Below are 14260 nucleotides of genomic sequence, written 5' to 3'. Positions count from 1 at the left end.
AAAAGTCTTTATATAACATAAAACCTGCTTAACAGCAAACGAAGCCTATGTTGTATGTGAAGTAAAGGAAAGAGCCTTCCTGGTGAACTAGGCACAAAAAGGTTAGACAAAAAATTAAGTACATTCAGTGTATACTCAAGGTAATATCTTTTTATTGAATTCACTTTTTCTTCCCGCTAGAATTTAACCATAAAAAAATACACCGCCACTTGTTATTCGTGTCTAACAAGTGGGGTGCACATCATTTAGGAAGGCTCTTCTACATTTTTAAATAAACTTACTAATAATGATTTTTGCGCATGCAATCGATTACCAGCTTGCTCAAAAACGATAGACTGCGGTCCATCTATAATTTCTCCTGTTACTTCCTCTTCACGATGGGCAGGTAAACAGTGTAAGAAACGATATGTTTGCTTCGCATGCATAACAAGTTCTTTATTGATTTGGTAAGGTTGAAATAAAGTATATTTCACTTCTTCTCCCTCTTGCCCCATACTCATCCAAACGTCCGTATAAATGAAATCTGCTTCACGTACCGCTAATTCAGGACTATGCAAAATTTCAATTTCAGCTCCTGTTTCCTCAGCAATGGCTAATGCTTTTTTAACAATTTCCTCATTCGGTTCATATCCTACGGGAGTGGCAACTGCCATATTCATTCCGACTTTTGCACTCGCTAACAACAATGAATGACATACATTATTCCCATCACCTACGTACGCCAATTTAATTCCTTTAAATGTATTCACTTCTTCATATATTGTCATTAAATCTGCCAATGCTTGACAAGGGTGATGATCATCCGTTAATCCATTAATAACAGGAATGCTTGATTCTTTTGCAAGCTCTTCTACATCCGCGTGTGAGAATGTACGTATCATTATCCCATCAATATAATGGGATAATACTTTTGCAGTGTCTGAAACAGTCTCCCCTCTTCCAATTTGCATTTCTTTCCCACTTAAAAACATTCCATGTCCTCCGAGCTGTACCATTCCTGCTTCAAAAGAAACGCGAGTACGAGTTGAATGCTTATCAAAAATAAGCCCTAATATTTTGCCTTGTAGTAAAGGCTCCTGCTTATTCTTTTTTAAATATATAGCAAACTCAATTAAAGAAATGATTTCTTCTTGCGTCAGTTCTTCTAGTGTTAAAAGATCTTTCGTATTTAATTTCGGTACTTGTACAGTTGACATGAAACTTCCCCCTTATATGATTGATACGTTTTTTGTACAAACTACTTTTTTTATCATATATACTGCCTGCTCTAGCTCTTCATTCGTTACAATAAGTGGTGGTAATAGTCTTATAACATTAGGACCTGCTTGTAATACGAGAAGTCCTTCTTTTTCTAGTTGTTCTATAAAACTTGCAACTTCATGCTTACACTCAATCCCAATCATAAGCCCCTTACCACGTATATTTTGAATACAGTCGACATGTCGTAATTCCTCTCGCAACTTCTCTAATACGTACTCGCCCTTTTCCTTTACTTCTTTTAAAAATGATGGTTTCTTACTTACTTGCAATACTTCTTTCGCTGCAGCCATTGCAATATAATTTCCACCAAACGTTGAACCGTGTGATCCTGCAGTAAACGATGTTCCGAGTTCTTTCTGGCCGATCATCGCTCCAACAGGAATGCCATTTCCAAGAGCCTTAGCGGTAGTAACGATATGAGGATTTATTCCCATTTGTTCATAAGCAAATAATGTCCCTGTTCTTCCAATTCCTGTTTGTACTTCGTCTATAATAAATAAGGAACCGAACTTATTACATAATGTTTCAATCGCTTTCAAAAAAGATAGATCAGCAGGTATGACTCCTCCCTCTCCTTGAACAACTTCTACCATTATCGCCGCAACTTCTTCATTCATTACTTCCTCTAATACCTTAATATCGTTAAAAGGGATATGTAAAAAAGACGGAAGTAGTGGACCAAATCCCTCTTTCACTTTATCTTGGCCTGTTGCACTCATCGTTCCAAAGGTTCTACCGTGAAAAGATTGCTCACATGTTATGACGAGAGATTTTCCAGTATGCTTGCGTGCTAACTTTAAAGCTGCTTCATTTGCCTCTGCCCCGCTATTACAAAAAAACACATAATCTAATGCTATATCTTCTGTTAATAACGAAGCGACTTCTTCTTGTAAGGTATTTGTAAATAGGTTAGAGATATGCCATATATCACCAAGTTGATCTTGTACCGCCTTCATAACAGTAGGATGACAATGTCCTAAGTTACATACTCCAATACCAGAAGTAAAGTCTAAATATTGCTTACCATTTTTATCAATGACTTTCGTTCCATTAGCCTTTACAAACTCAATGTTCCGTCTTCCATACGTTTGAAAAAGATGACTTGTCATACAATACTCACTCCTTTCGTTACCGTCGTTCCGATAAATCCACCTGTAACCTCGGTAAAATCCTTCTTACCATTTACGATACTAACCTTTTGCACTCCCATTTTTAATGATGTAAGTGCCGCCTGTACTTTCGGAATCATCCCACCTGTAATGACACCTTTTTCTATAAAAGTAACAATTTCAGATTCATCCGTTTTCTTTATCAATTTCCCTTCATGTAATACCCCATCTACATCTGTAATAAAAATGAGTTCTTTTGCAGATAGTGCGGCCGCAATTCCAGCTGCAGCGGTATCCGCATTTATGTTATAAATCTCATTATCATTTATCCCGACCGGAGCAATAACAGGAATATAGTTCATATCTATTAATCTTTTTAATAAGACTGTTTCTACATAACTTACTTCTCCTACATATCCTATCTCTCCGCCAACAGGTTGGACTTGAAGTAAATTACCATCACACCCTGCAAGACCTACCGCAAGTAAATTATGTTTTTGTAAATTCATGACACACTTTTTATTTATACTTCCGCATAGCACCATTTGAACAACATCCATAACTTCTTTTGGTGTTACTCGTAATCCATTTCTTTTTTCTACTTTGATATTATAGTCTTTTAATTTGGCATCAATTTCTGGACCACCGCCATGGACAATCACTACCTTATACTTCTGTTGCAATTTCTTTATACAATCAAAAAACACATGATTTAACTGATCCAACATACTACCGCCGCATTTAACTACAATATATTCGCTCATCTGCTCTCTCCTTATGTACGATAACAAGCGTTTATTTTCACATAGTCATAACTTAAATCACAGCCCCAAGCTGATCCCGTTTCTTCTCCTAAATGTAAATACACATCAATGACTATTTCATGTTCTTGTAATCTCCTTTTCATTTCCTCTTCAGAAAACATTTGAGGCTCACTGTTTTTTAACACAGCGATAGATTGCAGAGTCATACCAATTGTATTGGGATTAATAGCTACTTCACTTTGTCCAATACTACTAATAATTCGCCCCCAATTTGGATCCTCACCGTATATCGCTGTTTTCACAAGACTTGAACCGACTATTTGTTTTGCAATTTTCTTTGCTTCTTCATTTGTTCGAGCCCCTAACACGTTTACTTCTATTAACTTCGTAGCCCCTTCACCATCTTGCGCAATTTTTTTTGCTAAATCTTCACATACCTTCTGTAAAGCAAATACGAAAGTTCCCCATTCTTTATGTTCCATACTCATCGTGTTCGTTTCTGACAATCCACTTGCCATAACAATGACCATATCATTTGTAGAAGTATCCCCGTCTACCGTAATTTGATTAAATGTATGATTCGTAACTTGTGATAATGCTGTTTGCAATACTTCATGCTCTATATTGACATCTGTTGTAATAAAACTAAGCATCGTTGCCATATTCGGATGGATCATCCCTGAGCCTTTAGCGACACCAGCAATGGTCACTTCTTTTCCATCAATGATGAACTCATAGCAAGTGGCTTTCGTTATAAGATCCGTCGTTAAAATCGCTTCAGAAAAAGAACGTGCCCCACTTACGTTTTTTGTTGGTATAAGAGTTTCAACTCCATGCCGAATTATATCCATCGGTAAAGGGACACCAATTACACCTGTTGAAGCTACCGCGACGTAATTTTCTTTCACACCAAGATGTTCTGCTCCTAATCCGCGCATCTCGTATGCATCTTGTAGCCCCTTCATTCCCGTACAAGCATTTGCATTTCCGCTATTGACGATAATTGCTTGTAATTTCCCCTCGGCTGCTATACTTTCTTTCGTTACTTGCAGGGGAGCTGCTTGTATTTGATTTGTTGTATACACAGCGGCACATGCTGCTGGTACTTCACAAACGATTGCACCTAAATCCTTTTTCTCTTTTTTCAGACCATTTGCAGTACCAATTGCTGAAAATCCTTTCGGCGTTACAATTGAACCATTTTCTAATTTTGTAATAGACGATACTTTAATCATAATGTCCCCCTTATGGATAAAGCGGCATATGTTGTAAACCTGTTGTCTCTTCCAATCCCGCTAATACATTTGCATTTTGAATCGCTTGCCCAGCTGCACCTTTCATCATATTATCTATAACAGAAACGACCGTGACTCTTTCTGTTCTTTCATCGTAAGCTATCCCAATATCACAATAATTTGAGCCTCTTACTTCTTTCGGACTTGGAAATTCTCCTTGAGCGCGAACTCGAACGAAAGCTGAATGTTCATACGTTTCTTCATAAAAAGTTTGAAGTTGCTTTATTTTCATTTCCTGTTTCACTTTCGCATAAAGCGTAATCATAATCCCCCGCGATATCGGTATTAAATGTGTACTAAATGTAATTGGTTTCATTTCACTATTCCACTCTGTAAGCATTTGCTCAATCTCGGGAATGTGCTGATGTTGATTTACTTTATAAATGTGTAAGTTATCATATAGCTCAGGAAAGTGAGTCATTGTTGTTGGCGTTTTGCCTGCTCCAGATACCCCTGATTTCGCATCAATAATAACGGAATCTTCTTCGATCATGCCGCTACGTACTAACGGCGCTATCGCTAATAATGCGGCTGTAGCAAAACATCCTGGGTTTGCAATTAAATTTGCATTTTGAATCTCGGACCTTTTCCATTCACTTAATCCATATACAGCTTCCCTAAGAACTTCTTCTTTTGCAGCTACCCTTTTATACCACTGTTCATATGTCGAAGGATCTATCATGCGAAAGTCTCCAGATAGATCAATTACTTTTAAACCTACTGCCAATAATTTTGGAGTTAACTCTGCCGATACTCCTGCCGGGGTCGCTAAAAATACGATTTCCGCTTCCTTCTCTATTGCCTTTACATCAATTTCTTGTAATGTATGTACGAAAACATTTCGAAAATGCGGGTATACATTTGTTATACACTCGCCAACTTGCGAAAAAGAATGGAGAGATGCTATCGAAAAATACGGATGTTGCTCTAATAACCGAATTAACTCAATTCCTCCATATCCAGTTGCTCCAATAATTGCGACTTTCATAAGCTCCTCCTCATATCGATTCTTTAAATTAAGTATGATTATAATATTGTATATTTATAGAGTCAATTAAATATTTATAAATTTTTAAAACTTAAAATTCTTAATTTTACTAGAAAAATAATATACACAATCGAATTTTTATGCAAAAATAATGTATAGTAGTATTTCCATTACACTTCAAGTACAATAAAACAATACATGTATACATACAGGCGGGGAAAAACATGAATGAAAAATTAATCGAGAAAATGATTACAAAAAGTTTTCGGCAATATCAATGTAATCCTGTGTCAAAAGAAGATCAGGAAATGCTAATTAAACATATTCAAACGATAATTCATTCAAATACTGAAATTGATGTATACGAGGCAGTTGAGGATATCGTTTACGATTATGTGACTGGAAAATAAAAAAATAGGAGATTTCCACATGGAAATCTCCTATTTTTTACTTAATGATTTGCCTGCAACACGTTCAAATAAACCTGGGAATAATGCGTAGAGCTTTGGCCCAATTCCCATCCACTTCGGCAAGTTTACTTCACGTTTTTTCGTTTGCATCGATTTTACGATTTGTTCTGCTACATATGTTGGTTTTAACATGTAACGTCCCATATTTTTTACATATGTACCTGATTGATCGGCTATTTCAAAAAAGTTCGTATCTATCGGACCTGGATTAATTGCTGTTACATAAACATCTGTATTCGATAATTCCATACGTAAACTATTCGTAAATCCTAATACGGCATGTTTCGTTGCTGCATAAGCACTCGATTTCGGAGTTGCAATTTTTCCAGCAAGCGAAGCGATATTAATAATATGCCCTTCGTTCCTTTTTACCATATAAGGTAATACCGCTTTCGTACAAGCTACTAAACCGAATACATTTACTTGGAACATATCCTTTACCTCGTTCATTGATGCATCTTCAAATGTTTTAAAAATACCAAATCCCGCATTGTTTACTAATATATCAATACGTCCCACTTCTTGTAATACCTTTGCGAACACAGTTTGTACTTCCGCCTCATTACTTACATCCAATACATAGTAGTAGCAAGGCGTATTATAAGTTTCTTTAATTTTTTTTGCTAATGCTCGTAGTTTTTCTTCCGTTCGAGCTATTATTACTGGAGTTGCCCCTTGCTCTGCAACTTGCATTGCAACTTGCTCTCCAATTCCACTAGAAGCACCTGTAATGACGATTACTTTTTCTTGTAAACGTCCCGTCATTGCTGTCACCTACTTTGCATAATAAATCAATTGTTGCGAAGACTCATCAATCATCACTTGTTGATTATATGCTAAAAAGTCTAATTGTCCAACAGTTTCTGAGATAGTAAGTGGCAATTGCTCCTTATATAATACCGGGAATAGTTTTACACAGACCTCAAATGCTGTCATTGGTTTTTCCTTCAATAACTCAAGCACTTTAAACGCACGTGTTTCTTGCTTTTGTAACCTCGTTTCAATAAGTTGTTTCACATTTAGAACATCTTCCCCATGTCCTGATAAAATACGTGAAATATTCATTTCACTTAAACGTTTTAACGTTTGATTATATTGTAGTAATGGACGTGCCCTTTCTGTTTGCCCTTCATATGGTGGTTCTAAGATTGGATTCGAAGAAATATGACTAATGAGAGCATCACCACCAATTAATATTCCATCAGATTCTCTATATAAAGAAATATGAGTAGAAGCATGACCTGGTGTTTCAATTACTGTAAACCCAGGCAGAGAATCAATACAATCTCCCTCTCTCACAGTATGCGTTAACGATCTATTACAAGAATATTTTAGTGTCTTTGTCGTCAATAATTCCTCATCTTTCAAAAATGCCGCTGGAACGCCGAACTGCAAGGCTGTCTCTTTAAAAAACTCATGATACCACTTTAAAAATTGTGGATTTTGTGTGATCCAAGGCTCATTCCAAGGGTGTCCAATAATATTTGTTTTCTCAGAGAATATATTTAACAGCCCACAATGATCCGCATGATGATGTGTAATCACTACCGTTTTAATATCTTCAATCGTATATCCTAATGCACCTAATTGGCTTTCTAACGCACTCCTTGCTCCTTCTGTATTCGTCCCTGTATCAATTAGCGTTAATGTCTCCCCCTCAACTAAAAACACATTCACTGTCTCAACTGCAAATGGTACAGGAATCTCCATTCGGTGAATCGCCGTCATGCCTAGCCCCCCTGTCTCTTTCCGGTTCAAAAATGAATACCTCTTCAGTTTACAACTTCCTTATTAATTTGTCATTATTTTCAGATAAAAAGAGGTGTTTTCTATAAAAAAACGAATGTATGTACATTTATAAGAATTTCTAACCAAATTTTAAGGAGGAACATCATGTCTATTCAAAATATTTCCTTTCTCGGTGCAGGCTCCATCGCCGAAGCGATTATTGGTGGCTTGGTACAAGCAAATGTTGTTAAAGGCGAACAAATTACCGTAAGTAATCGTTCTAACGAAACAAGATTAAAGGAACTACATAAAAAGTACGGTGTTAAAGGTACGCATAACAAAAAAGAACTACTTGCTAATGCAAATATTCTTTTTCTAGCAATGAAACCAAAAGATGTTGCAGAAGCAATTATCCCGCTGAAAGAATATACGGAGCCTAATTTGCTTATTATCTCGTTATTAGCAGGTGTTTCTACTCATTCAATTAGAAACCTACTTCAAAAAGACGTTCCAATTATTCGTGCGATGCCAAATACATCTGCGGCTATTTTAAAATCCGCTACCGCTATCTCACCTTCAGAACACGCAACGGCGGAACATATTCGCATTGCAACATCGTTATTTGAAACAATCGGTCTCGTCTCTGTTGTAGAGGAAGAAGATATGCATGCTGTCACTGCATTATCCGGAAGTGGACCAGCTTATATTTATTACGTAGTAGAGGCGATGGAAGAAGCAGCAAAAAAAATTGGTTTAAAAGAAGATGTTGCAAAATCCCTTATTCTTCAGACGATGATTGGTGCTGCTGAAATGCTAAAAGCAAGCGAAAAACACCCTTCTATTTTGCGAAAAGAAATTACTTCTCCCGGGGGAACAACTGAAGCAGGTATTGAAGTGTTACAGGAGCATAATTTTCAACAAGCATTAATTTCATGTATTACACAAGCAACGCAACGATCACATGATCTTGGAAAAACATTAGAAACAATAGCAAAAGAAAAATAAAAAACGGAGCTCAACTTTATTTGAGCTCCGTTTTTATTTTGATCATATGCTTTTAGTTATTACTCTTCCCAAAAATCTCTTCTTGCAGACGACGACCTGTCGGTGTTGCTGCAAGTCCACCTTCAGCTGTTTCACGAAGTGCTACTGGCATCGTTTGTCCGATTCTAAACATTGCCTCAATTACTTCATCACATGGAATTGTACTCGTTACACCAGCTAATGCTAAATCAGCTGAAATCATAGCATTGGAAGCGCCCGCTGCATTACGTTTTACACAAGGTACTTCTACAAGGCCTGCAACAGGATCGCATACTAAACCAAGCATGTTCTTTAATGAAATCGCCATCGCTGTAGCTGCTTGATCTTGTGTTCCACCAGCCATCTCAACTGCGGCTGCGGCTGCCATCCCACTTGCTGAACCAACTTCAGCTTGGCATCCTCCCGCTGCACCAGAAATACAAGCGTTATTCGCAACAACCATACCGAAGGCTCCTGCTGTAAATAAAAATTCAATCATCTCTTCACGTGTAGGCTGTAATTTTTCTTTCAGTGCAAACAGTACACCTGGCACTGTTCCAGCAGAACCTGCTGTTGGTGTTGCACAAATAATTCCCATCGCTGCGTTTACTTCATTTGTTGCAACAGCTTTACTCACTGCGTCCAAAATCGTATCCCCAGATAAACCTTTTCCACTCTTCATATACGCTTGAACTTTTACAGCATCTCCACCAGTTAAACCAGTCGGTGATTTCACACCGCGAATACCACGTTCTACTGCTTGCTCCATCACAACTAAGTTCTTTTCCATACCAGCAATTACTTCTTCACGTGAAATACTTCTTGTTTCCATTTCACATTGAATCATAATTTCTGCGATTTTTACATTTTGTTCTTTAGCTTGCGCCACTAGTTCCGCTGCGTTCCGAAACATGGTGTGTCCCCCCTGCAATTATTCCATAATAGTTACTTGACAAATATTTTGTTGCTCATTTATCTCTTTAATCACTTCATCTGCTAACAATTCATCTGTTTCGATGACCATAAGTGCTCTTCTTCCTTTTTCTTTACGAGAAACACTCATTGTACTAATGTTAATCTCATGTTTCGCAAGGATTGAAGCTACTGCTGCAATAGCACCAAAGCGATCGTTATTTACAATAAGAAGTGCTGGACTCGTTCCTGATAATTGCAGATCAAAGCCGTTTAACTCTACAACCTCGATCTTACCACCACCAATAGAACATGCAACAACTTCGATTTCCTCTTCACCTTTATACAGACGAATTTTCGCTGTATTCGGGTGCGGAGCATTTGCATCTTCTTCAATGAATTCCACTTCAATTCCGCGTTCTTTTGCAATGTCTAAAGCGCTTGGAATACGTAAATCATCCGTTTCAAATCCAAGTATTCCACCAATTAACGCTACATCCGTACCGTGCCCACGATACGTTTTTGCAAATGATCCGTATAATGAAATGCTAACTCTCTCTGGCTCATGACGAAACAGCTGGCGAGCAACTTGCCCCATTCTTGCTGCCCCTGCTGTATGAGAACTTGATGGACCAATCATAACTGGACCAATAATATCAAATACCGAGCGATACTTCATTATAACTCCCCCTAAACCTCTATGAAAATTATTTTCTACTATTCTATTAAGCTACCGCATCTGTTGCTTTTCCAGCCGTACCACGAATTTGCTCCGCTGTACGAATTGGATAGTTTTTGAATAAAAGTGAACCAATATATCCTGAAATAATACTAGATACCATAGTACGTAAGAAATATAGCATTACTTTCATTTAAAATGATATAAAATACCAGCAATAAATCCTGGTAGCAATCCAAAGTTTAACACAGAAGCCCCTACAAGCATAGCATAAAAAGGTGATACACCCATTACTAATGTAACTAAAGTTACCCCCACTACTCCGCTTAGACTACCTACTGATTTTTCGACTTCTTTTAAAGAATGGTATACCAATTAAATCTCCACCAACGTATAATTGAAAAGCTTCTACTAAGAAACTTGCAACAGCTACACTTGCTAAAGATCCTATCGCTTTCATATCGTTTGCGCTTTAAAAATAAAGAGTGAAAAAAGGTATAGTACAAATAATAGTAATATCTTTCCTTATAATAATCTCCATGTTGCTCTCTCACTATTTAGTCAATTTCGCTTGCTACAAAAAATGGCTAACACGTATGATGTAAATTATAATGTGCCCTCATTATAGCTCGTTTTTTATTAAACGCTTACTTTTATTGAATTTTAAAGTTTCTGAATAAAAGTCTTCTTTTCTTCTTTGTATCACTTGTACGTACATCTTCTTATATAACAGTTTTTCTACATAATCGTTATAATGTATTTTTATCTTATATCCTCAAACCATTATAAATTTCTGTATCATCCAAGTATAAGTATAAAATGATAACAGTTTTATTTTAAATTTTTTTTAGAAATAAAAAAATGGTAAACCGATGTCACCATTTTTTTACGAAATTATTATTTTTATACTGGAAATGATTTCAAATCCGTTGCTATTTCCGTATTAGAAAATAACTCCCTTGCTTCTTCCAATAGTTCCTTATATGTATCTCCTTGATAACGAGAACTAATATGAGTCAATATTAATCGTTTCGCATTTGCTTGAAGTGCAATACTCGCAGCTTGCTTAGATGTGGAATGGAAATAATCATACGCTTGTTGTTCGTCTTCTGCCGCAAAAGTTGCCTCATGAACAAGTACATCGGCGTCTTGTGCTAGCTCTCTACTCGCTTCGCAGTATCGTGTATCACCTAAAATGGTAATAATTCTCCCTTTTTGAGGCGGACCGATAAAATCTTTTCCATTTAGCATTGTACCATTCTCTAACTCAACTACTTCTCCATCTTTTAAACGTTTGAAAATCGGACCCGGTTTCACACCCATTTCTAACAGCTTATCGACTAAAAGTGCTCCTTGTATATCTTTCTCTACAATACGATATCCAAAACATTCAATGCCATGTGAAAGTCTTTTCGTTTCCACATAGAACTCATTATCTTCAAACACGATGCCTTCTTCCTCTATCTCAACAACTTCAAGTGGATATTTGACATGTGTCGTACTTACCGATAATGCTACTTCAATAAATTGTTTAATTCCTTTTGGTCCGTACACTGTTAACGGTGTTATTCCACCTTGAAACGAACGGCTGCCCAATAAACCAGGTAATCCAAAAATATGATCGCCATGTAAATGCGTAATAAATATTTTTTCAATACGGCGCGGACGTACAGACGTATGTAATATTTGATGTTGCGTCGCTTCACCACAGTCAAATAACCAAGTCTGTCCTCGTTCTTCTAACAATTGCAAAGCAATTGCTGAAACATTCCTTCCTTTTGAAGGAACACCTGCACCAGTTCCTAAAAATACAAATTCCACTTTCTTTCCTCCAGCTCTTTATATAATCTATCTTTCATCTTACGGAATGTTATTTCAAATGGCAAATTGAATTTATATAATCAATCATCTAGACAACTATATAACACGAACGTTACAATCGAAATTTTATCAATCGTTCGTATTTTGTGTTAAAATGATTGTACCACATTTAAAGGAGCATTTTATTATGAAAGAAGTATTTCGTTTACAAACTGATTTTTCATCTCCATTTGATCGCTGGGTAAGTTCTTTCGTTTCTGATCACCCAGCACAACTAGAATGGACGACTTTAAAAGAATTAATTCATGAATATACAACATCACATACAAATGAGACGTTGCCAACATATATTTCTTCCGCTTTAACATATTACGCACAACGCGTTTCAACAACAAATAGTTCAGAGATTGTTATTTTTGCAAATCCTACAATTTCATAATCTATAATAAAAAGCACTGTAATCAGTGCTTTTTATTTATATCCATACTCGTTCGATCTTTTTGTTTTAACTTGGCATGGCCCCCAAAAAGGATTTGCCCGCTTCTACGCATGGCCGGATCCTCTCTTCCATCTAAAAAAGAAGGGTTTAAATCCATACCTCCTTCTACATAAACTTATTTTCTAATTTTTGTTGAAACGACTTTTCTTGTTTACGCAATAATTGGCTACCGCGTTGCAGAAGTGGTATTCCATACTTATCATTAATTTGATCAATGACAGCAAGTAGCGGTTCTTTTTTTGCATCCTCTTCAAACGAAAACAAATCTAATTGTTTCACCGATTCTGTCTTCCACTCTATTTCAGTAGCTGTAACACCTAGTAAACGAACGGAATCACCATCCCAATGTTGCTTCCATAAACGGGAGGCTGCTTGAAAAATATCTCGTTCTTCCCAAATCGCATTTTTCAATTGCTTACTCCGTGTTACCGTCCGTCTATCATGGTATTTAATCGTAATTTGAATATTATAGCTGACAAGAGTTCGCTTTCGTAATCTTTTACTCACTGATTTTGATAAACGTTCTAACATATCAAGTAATTCTTTCTCTTCATCCATATCCTTTGAAAAAGTCGTCGAATTACCAACGCTTTTATGTTGTCCCATTTGACTCGGATCAACTTCCCTATCATCCATGCCTTTTGCACGCCTTTGTAAATCAACTCCATGCTTTCCAATTTTAGCACGGATGATATGCTCGTCTCCTTTTGCTAACTGTTCAATTGTCAGTATATGAATGTCATTTAATTTTTCAGCTGTCTTCTGTCCAATTCCATGCATTGCTTCAACTGGAAGTGGCCAAATCATTTCTGGGATATCACGTTTTCGAAGTACAGTAATGCCAAGAGGTTTTTTCATATCAGAAGCCGTTTTTGCTAGGAAAAGGTTTGGAGCGATTCCAATACTACATGGAAGCTGTAACTCTGTTAATAGTGCTTGTTGAATCATCTTTGCTATTTCAAGAGGCGAACCAAGTGCGTAGCAATCTGTAATATCTAAATATCCTTCATCTATAGAAACTGGTTGTATTTTTTCTGTAAAACGGGAAAGTATTTGAAACATTTGAAATGAAGCTTCGCGATATAATGTAAAATTAGGACGCCTTACAACTAATTGTGGACATAACCTTTTCGCTTCCCAAAGAGGCATCGTCGTACGTACACCATATTCTCGCGCCTCATAACTACATGTTATGATAATTCCTTTTCTCTCTTTTTCATTTCCTGCAACCGCTAGTGGTTTTCCTTGTAATGATGGGTCATGAGCAATCTCAACAGATGCGAAAAAACAATTCATATCTACATGCAAAATTACACGACCATTTTTTGGATACATTTCTCGCATAGTACTCACTCCCTAATCAGAACGTTCGTTCTTTTATTATATCAAATTTTGCACAATAGTTATAATAATTAATAGTTCTTTTCTATCATACTTTTGCTACAATTTATATAAAGTGGATATATTTGTAAAAGGGGCTGATTATTATGAAATCAACTAACAAACTCAACTATACGTTTCTTATAATTATATTAATCATCGTAATCAATTATTTATTACTTCCTATTTTTGATATTAACGTAGCTGGATTCTTCCCTCGCCTAGTTCATATAGTAACAACTTATATATTGCCATGGATTTTCTTATATTGGCTTATACGTCTTGTAAAAGCAATTGAATCAAAATAAAAAAAGACATGTAAACCATAATTG

17 protein-coding genes are annotated in these 14260 nt (G+C 36.5%); 4 read left to right on the top strand and 13 right to left on the bottom strand.

The window, feature by feature from the left end; all coding sequences use genetic code 11:
- Positions 1-245: 245 nt before the first annotated feature.
- From argF to argC, 5 genes are read right to left on the bottom strand one after another with little or no spacing between them, the layout of a single operon-like run.
- Positions 246-1196, bottom strand: coding sequence for an ornithine carbamoyltransferase (gene argF / locus COC96_RS17210; protein WP_098769088.1), 951 nt, complete (start codon positions 1194-1196; stop codon positions 246-248).
- A gap of 12 nt (positions 1197-1208) precedes the next feature.
- Positions 1209-2369 (bottom strand): acetylornithine transaminase, encoded by a 1161-nt coding sequence (locus COC96_RS17205; protein WP_098268030.1) that lies wholly within the window; start codon positions 2367-2369, stop codon positions 1209-1211.
- Positions 2366-3133: an acetylglutamate kinase gene (argB, locus tag COC96_RS17200; RefSeq protein WP_098268031.1), complete on the bottom strand. Its 768-nt coding sequence runs from the start codon at positions 3131-3133 to the stop codon at positions 2366-2368. The genes COC96_RS17205 and argB overlap by 4 nt, the downstream gene beginning before the upstream one ends.
- Positions 3134-3144: 11 nt before the next feature.
- On the bottom strand, positions 3145-4368 hold the full coding sequence (gene argJ / locus COC96_RS17195; RefSeq protein ID WP_142340013.1) for a bifunctional glutamate N-acetyltransferase/amino-acid acetyltransferase ArgJ: 1224 nt from the start codon (positions 4366-4368) through the stop codon (positions 3145-3147).
- 10 nt (positions 4369-4378) lie between these two features.
- Entirely contained in the window at positions 4379-5416 is a 1038-nt protein-coding gene (gene argC / locus COC96_RS17190) for an N-acetyl-gamma-glutamyl-phosphate reductase (RefSeq protein WP_098268033.1), read from the bottom strand.
- A gap of 224 nt (positions 5417-5640) precedes the next feature.
- On the opposite strand from argC, the gene COC96_RS17185 reads away from it, so the two are divergent.
- On the top strand, positions 5641-5826 hold the full coding sequence (locus COC96_RS17185; protein ID WP_002145860.1) for a YqzH family protein: 186 nt from the start codon (positions 5641-5643) through the stop codon (positions 5824-5826).
- Between the two features lie 30 nt (positions 5827-5856).
- Here COC96_RS17185 and COC96_RS17180 read toward each other — a convergent pair whose 3' ends face one another.
- Both COC96_RS17180 and COC96_RS17175 read right to left on the bottom strand, forming a co-directional pair.
- Positions 5857-6651: an SDR family oxidoreductase gene (locus COC96_RS17180; RefSeq protein WP_098268034.1), complete on the bottom strand. Its 795-nt coding sequence runs from the start codon at positions 6649-6651 to the stop codon at positions 5857-5859.
- A 9-nt stretch (positions 6652-6660) separates the two neighbouring features.
- Positions 6661-7614: an MBL fold metallo-hydrolase gene (locus COC96_RS17175; RefSeq protein WP_098268035.1), complete on the bottom strand. Its 954-nt coding sequence runs from the start codon at positions 7612-7614 to the stop codon at positions 6661-6663.
- Between the two features lie 165 nt (positions 7615-7779).
- Here COC96_RS17175 and proI point away from each other — a divergent pair, with 165 nt between their 5' ends.
- Positions 7780-8619 carry a pyrroline-5-carboxylate reductase ProI gene (proI, locus tag COC96_RS17170; RefSeq protein WP_098769086.1) on the top strand — a complete coding sequence of 280 codons (840 nt, stop codon included), beginning with the start codon at positions 7780-7782 and terminating at the stop codon, positions 8617-8619.
- Between the two features lie 52 nt (positions 8620-8671).
- Here proI and sdaAA read toward each other — a convergent pair whose 3' ends face one another.
- The 5 genes from sdaAA to rnz form a co-directional block, all read right to left on the bottom strand.
- Entirely contained in the window at positions 8672-9550 is an 879-nt protein-coding gene (sdaAA, locus tag COC96_RS17165) for an L-serine ammonia-lyase, iron-sulfur-dependent, subunit alpha (RefSeq protein WP_098769085.1), read from the bottom strand.
- A gap of 18 nt (positions 9551-9568) precedes the next feature.
- The gene (gene sdaAB / locus COC96_RS17160) at positions 9569-10228 is read right to left on the bottom strand and encodes an L-serine ammonia-lyase, iron-sulfur-dependent subunit beta (protein ID WP_098268038.1); all 660 of its coding nucleotides are present in this window, start codon (positions 10226-10228) and stop codon (positions 9569-9571) included.
- Between the two features lie 46 nt (positions 10229-10274).
- Positions 10275-10412: a hypothetical protein gene (locus COC96_RS28085; protein ID WP_179883838.1), complete on the bottom strand. Its 138-nt coding sequence runs from the start codon at positions 10410-10412 to the stop codon at positions 10275-10277.
- A gap of 5 nt (positions 10413-10417) precedes the next feature.
- Positions 10418-10603 (bottom strand): hypothetical protein, encoded by a 186-nt coding sequence (locus tag COC96_RS28080; protein ID WP_225316001.1) that lies wholly within the window; start codon positions 10601-10603, stop codon positions 10418-10420.
- A 528-nt stretch (positions 10604-11131) separates the two neighbouring features.
- A complete protein-coding gene (gene rnz, locus COC96_RS17150; protein ID WP_098268039.1) occupies positions 11132-12049 on the bottom strand; it encodes a ribonuclease Z in 918 nt (305 codons plus the stop codon).
- A 187-nt stretch (positions 12050-12236) separates the two neighbouring features.
- On the opposite strand from rnz, the gene COC96_RS17145 reads away from it, so the two are divergent.
- Positions 12237-12488, top strand: coding sequence for a DUF3932 family protein (locus COC96_RS17145; RefSeq protein ID WP_098268040.1), 252 nt, complete (start codon positions 12237-12239; stop codon positions 12486-12488).
- Positions 12489-12653: 165 nt separating this feature from the next.
- Here the strand turns inward: COC96_RS17145 and COC96_RS17140 are convergent, their stop codons facing one another.
- Entirely contained in the window at positions 12654-13892 is a 1239-nt protein-coding gene (locus COC96_RS17140) for a DNA polymerase IV (protein ID WP_098268041.1), read from the bottom strand.
- Between the two features lie 143 nt (positions 13893-14035).
- Between COC96_RS17140 and COC96_RS17135 the strand changes: the two genes are divergently transcribed.
- Positions 14036-14236, top strand: coding sequence for a hypothetical protein (locus tag COC96_RS17135; RefSeq protein WP_098769084.1), 201 nt, complete (start codon positions 14036-14038; stop codon positions 14234-14236).
- Positions 14237-14260 lie beyond the last annotated feature (24 nt).

Origin of the sequence: Bacillus cereus (assembly GCF_002577405.1) — a bacterium.
GTDB lineage: Bacteria > Bacillota > Bacilli > Bacillales > Bacillaceae_G > Bacillus_A > Bacillus_A cereus_AU.
The sequence above is the reverse complement of the archived record's forward strand: the minus strand, read 5'-3'. Positions and strand labels throughout refer to the sequence as shown.

What these genes read in the sequence shown, in the direction of transcription:
- argF (WP_098769088.1), bottom strand. Translation starts at nt 1,196, where the DNA reads ATGTCAACTGTACAAGTACCGAAATTAAATACGAAAGATCTTTTAACA.
- COC96_RS17205 (WP_098268030.1), bottom strand. Translation starts at nt 2,369, where the DNA reads ATGACAAGTCATCTTTTTCAAACGTATGGAAGACGGAACATTGAGTTT.
- argB (WP_098268031.1), bottom strand. Translation starts at nt 3,133, where the DNA reads ATGAGCGAATATATTGTAGTTAAATGCGGCGGTAGTATGTTGGATCAG.
- argJ (WP_142340013.1), bottom strand. Translation starts at nt 4,368, where the DNA reads ATGATTAAAGTATCGTCTATTACAAAATTAGAAAATGGTTCAATTGTA.
- argC (WP_098268033.1), bottom strand. Translation starts at nt 5,416, where the DNA reads ATGAAAGTCGCAATTATTGGAGCAACTGGATATGGAGGAATTGAGTTA.
- COC96_RS17185 (WP_002145860.1), top strand. Translation starts at nt 5,641, where the DNA reads ATGAATGAAAAATTAATCGAGAAAATGATTACAAAAAGTTTTCGGCAA.
- COC96_RS17180 (WP_098268034.1), bottom strand. Translation starts at nt 6,651, where the DNA reads ATGACGGGACGTTTACAAGAAAAAGTAATCGTCATTACAGGTGCTTCT.
- COC96_RS17175 (WP_098268035.1), bottom strand. Translation starts at nt 7,614, where the DNA reads ATGACGGCGATTCACCGAATGGAGATTCCTGTACCATTTGCAGTTGAG.
- proI (WP_098769086.1), top strand. Translation starts at nt 7,780, where the DNA reads ATGTCTATTCAAAATATTTCCTTTCTCGGTGCAGGCTCCATCGCCGAA.
- sdaAA (WP_098769085.1), bottom strand. Translation starts at nt 9,550, where the DNA reads ATGTTTCGGAACGCAGCGGAACTAGTGGCGCAAGCTAAAGAACAAAAT.
- sdaAB (WP_098268038.1), bottom strand. Translation starts at nt 10,228, where the DNA reads ATGAAGTATCGCTCGGTATTTGATATTATTGGTCCAGTTATGATTGGT.
- COC96_RS28085 (WP_179883838.1), bottom strand. Translation starts at nt 10,412, where the DNA reads ATGCTATATTTCTTACGTACTATGGTATCTAGTATTATTTCAGGATAT.
- COC96_RS17145 (WP_098268040.1), top strand. Translation starts at nt 12,237, where the DNA reads ATGAAAGAAGTATTTCGTTTACAAACTGATTTTTCATCTCCATTTGAT.
- COC96_RS17140 (WP_098268041.1), bottom strand. Translation starts at nt 13,892, where the DNA reads ATGCGAGAAATGTATCCAAAAAATGGTCGTGTAATTTTGCATGTAGAT.
- COC96_RS17135 (WP_098769084.1), top strand. Translation starts at nt 14,036, where the DNA reads ATGAAATCAACTAACAAACTCAACTATACGTTTCTTATAATTATATTA.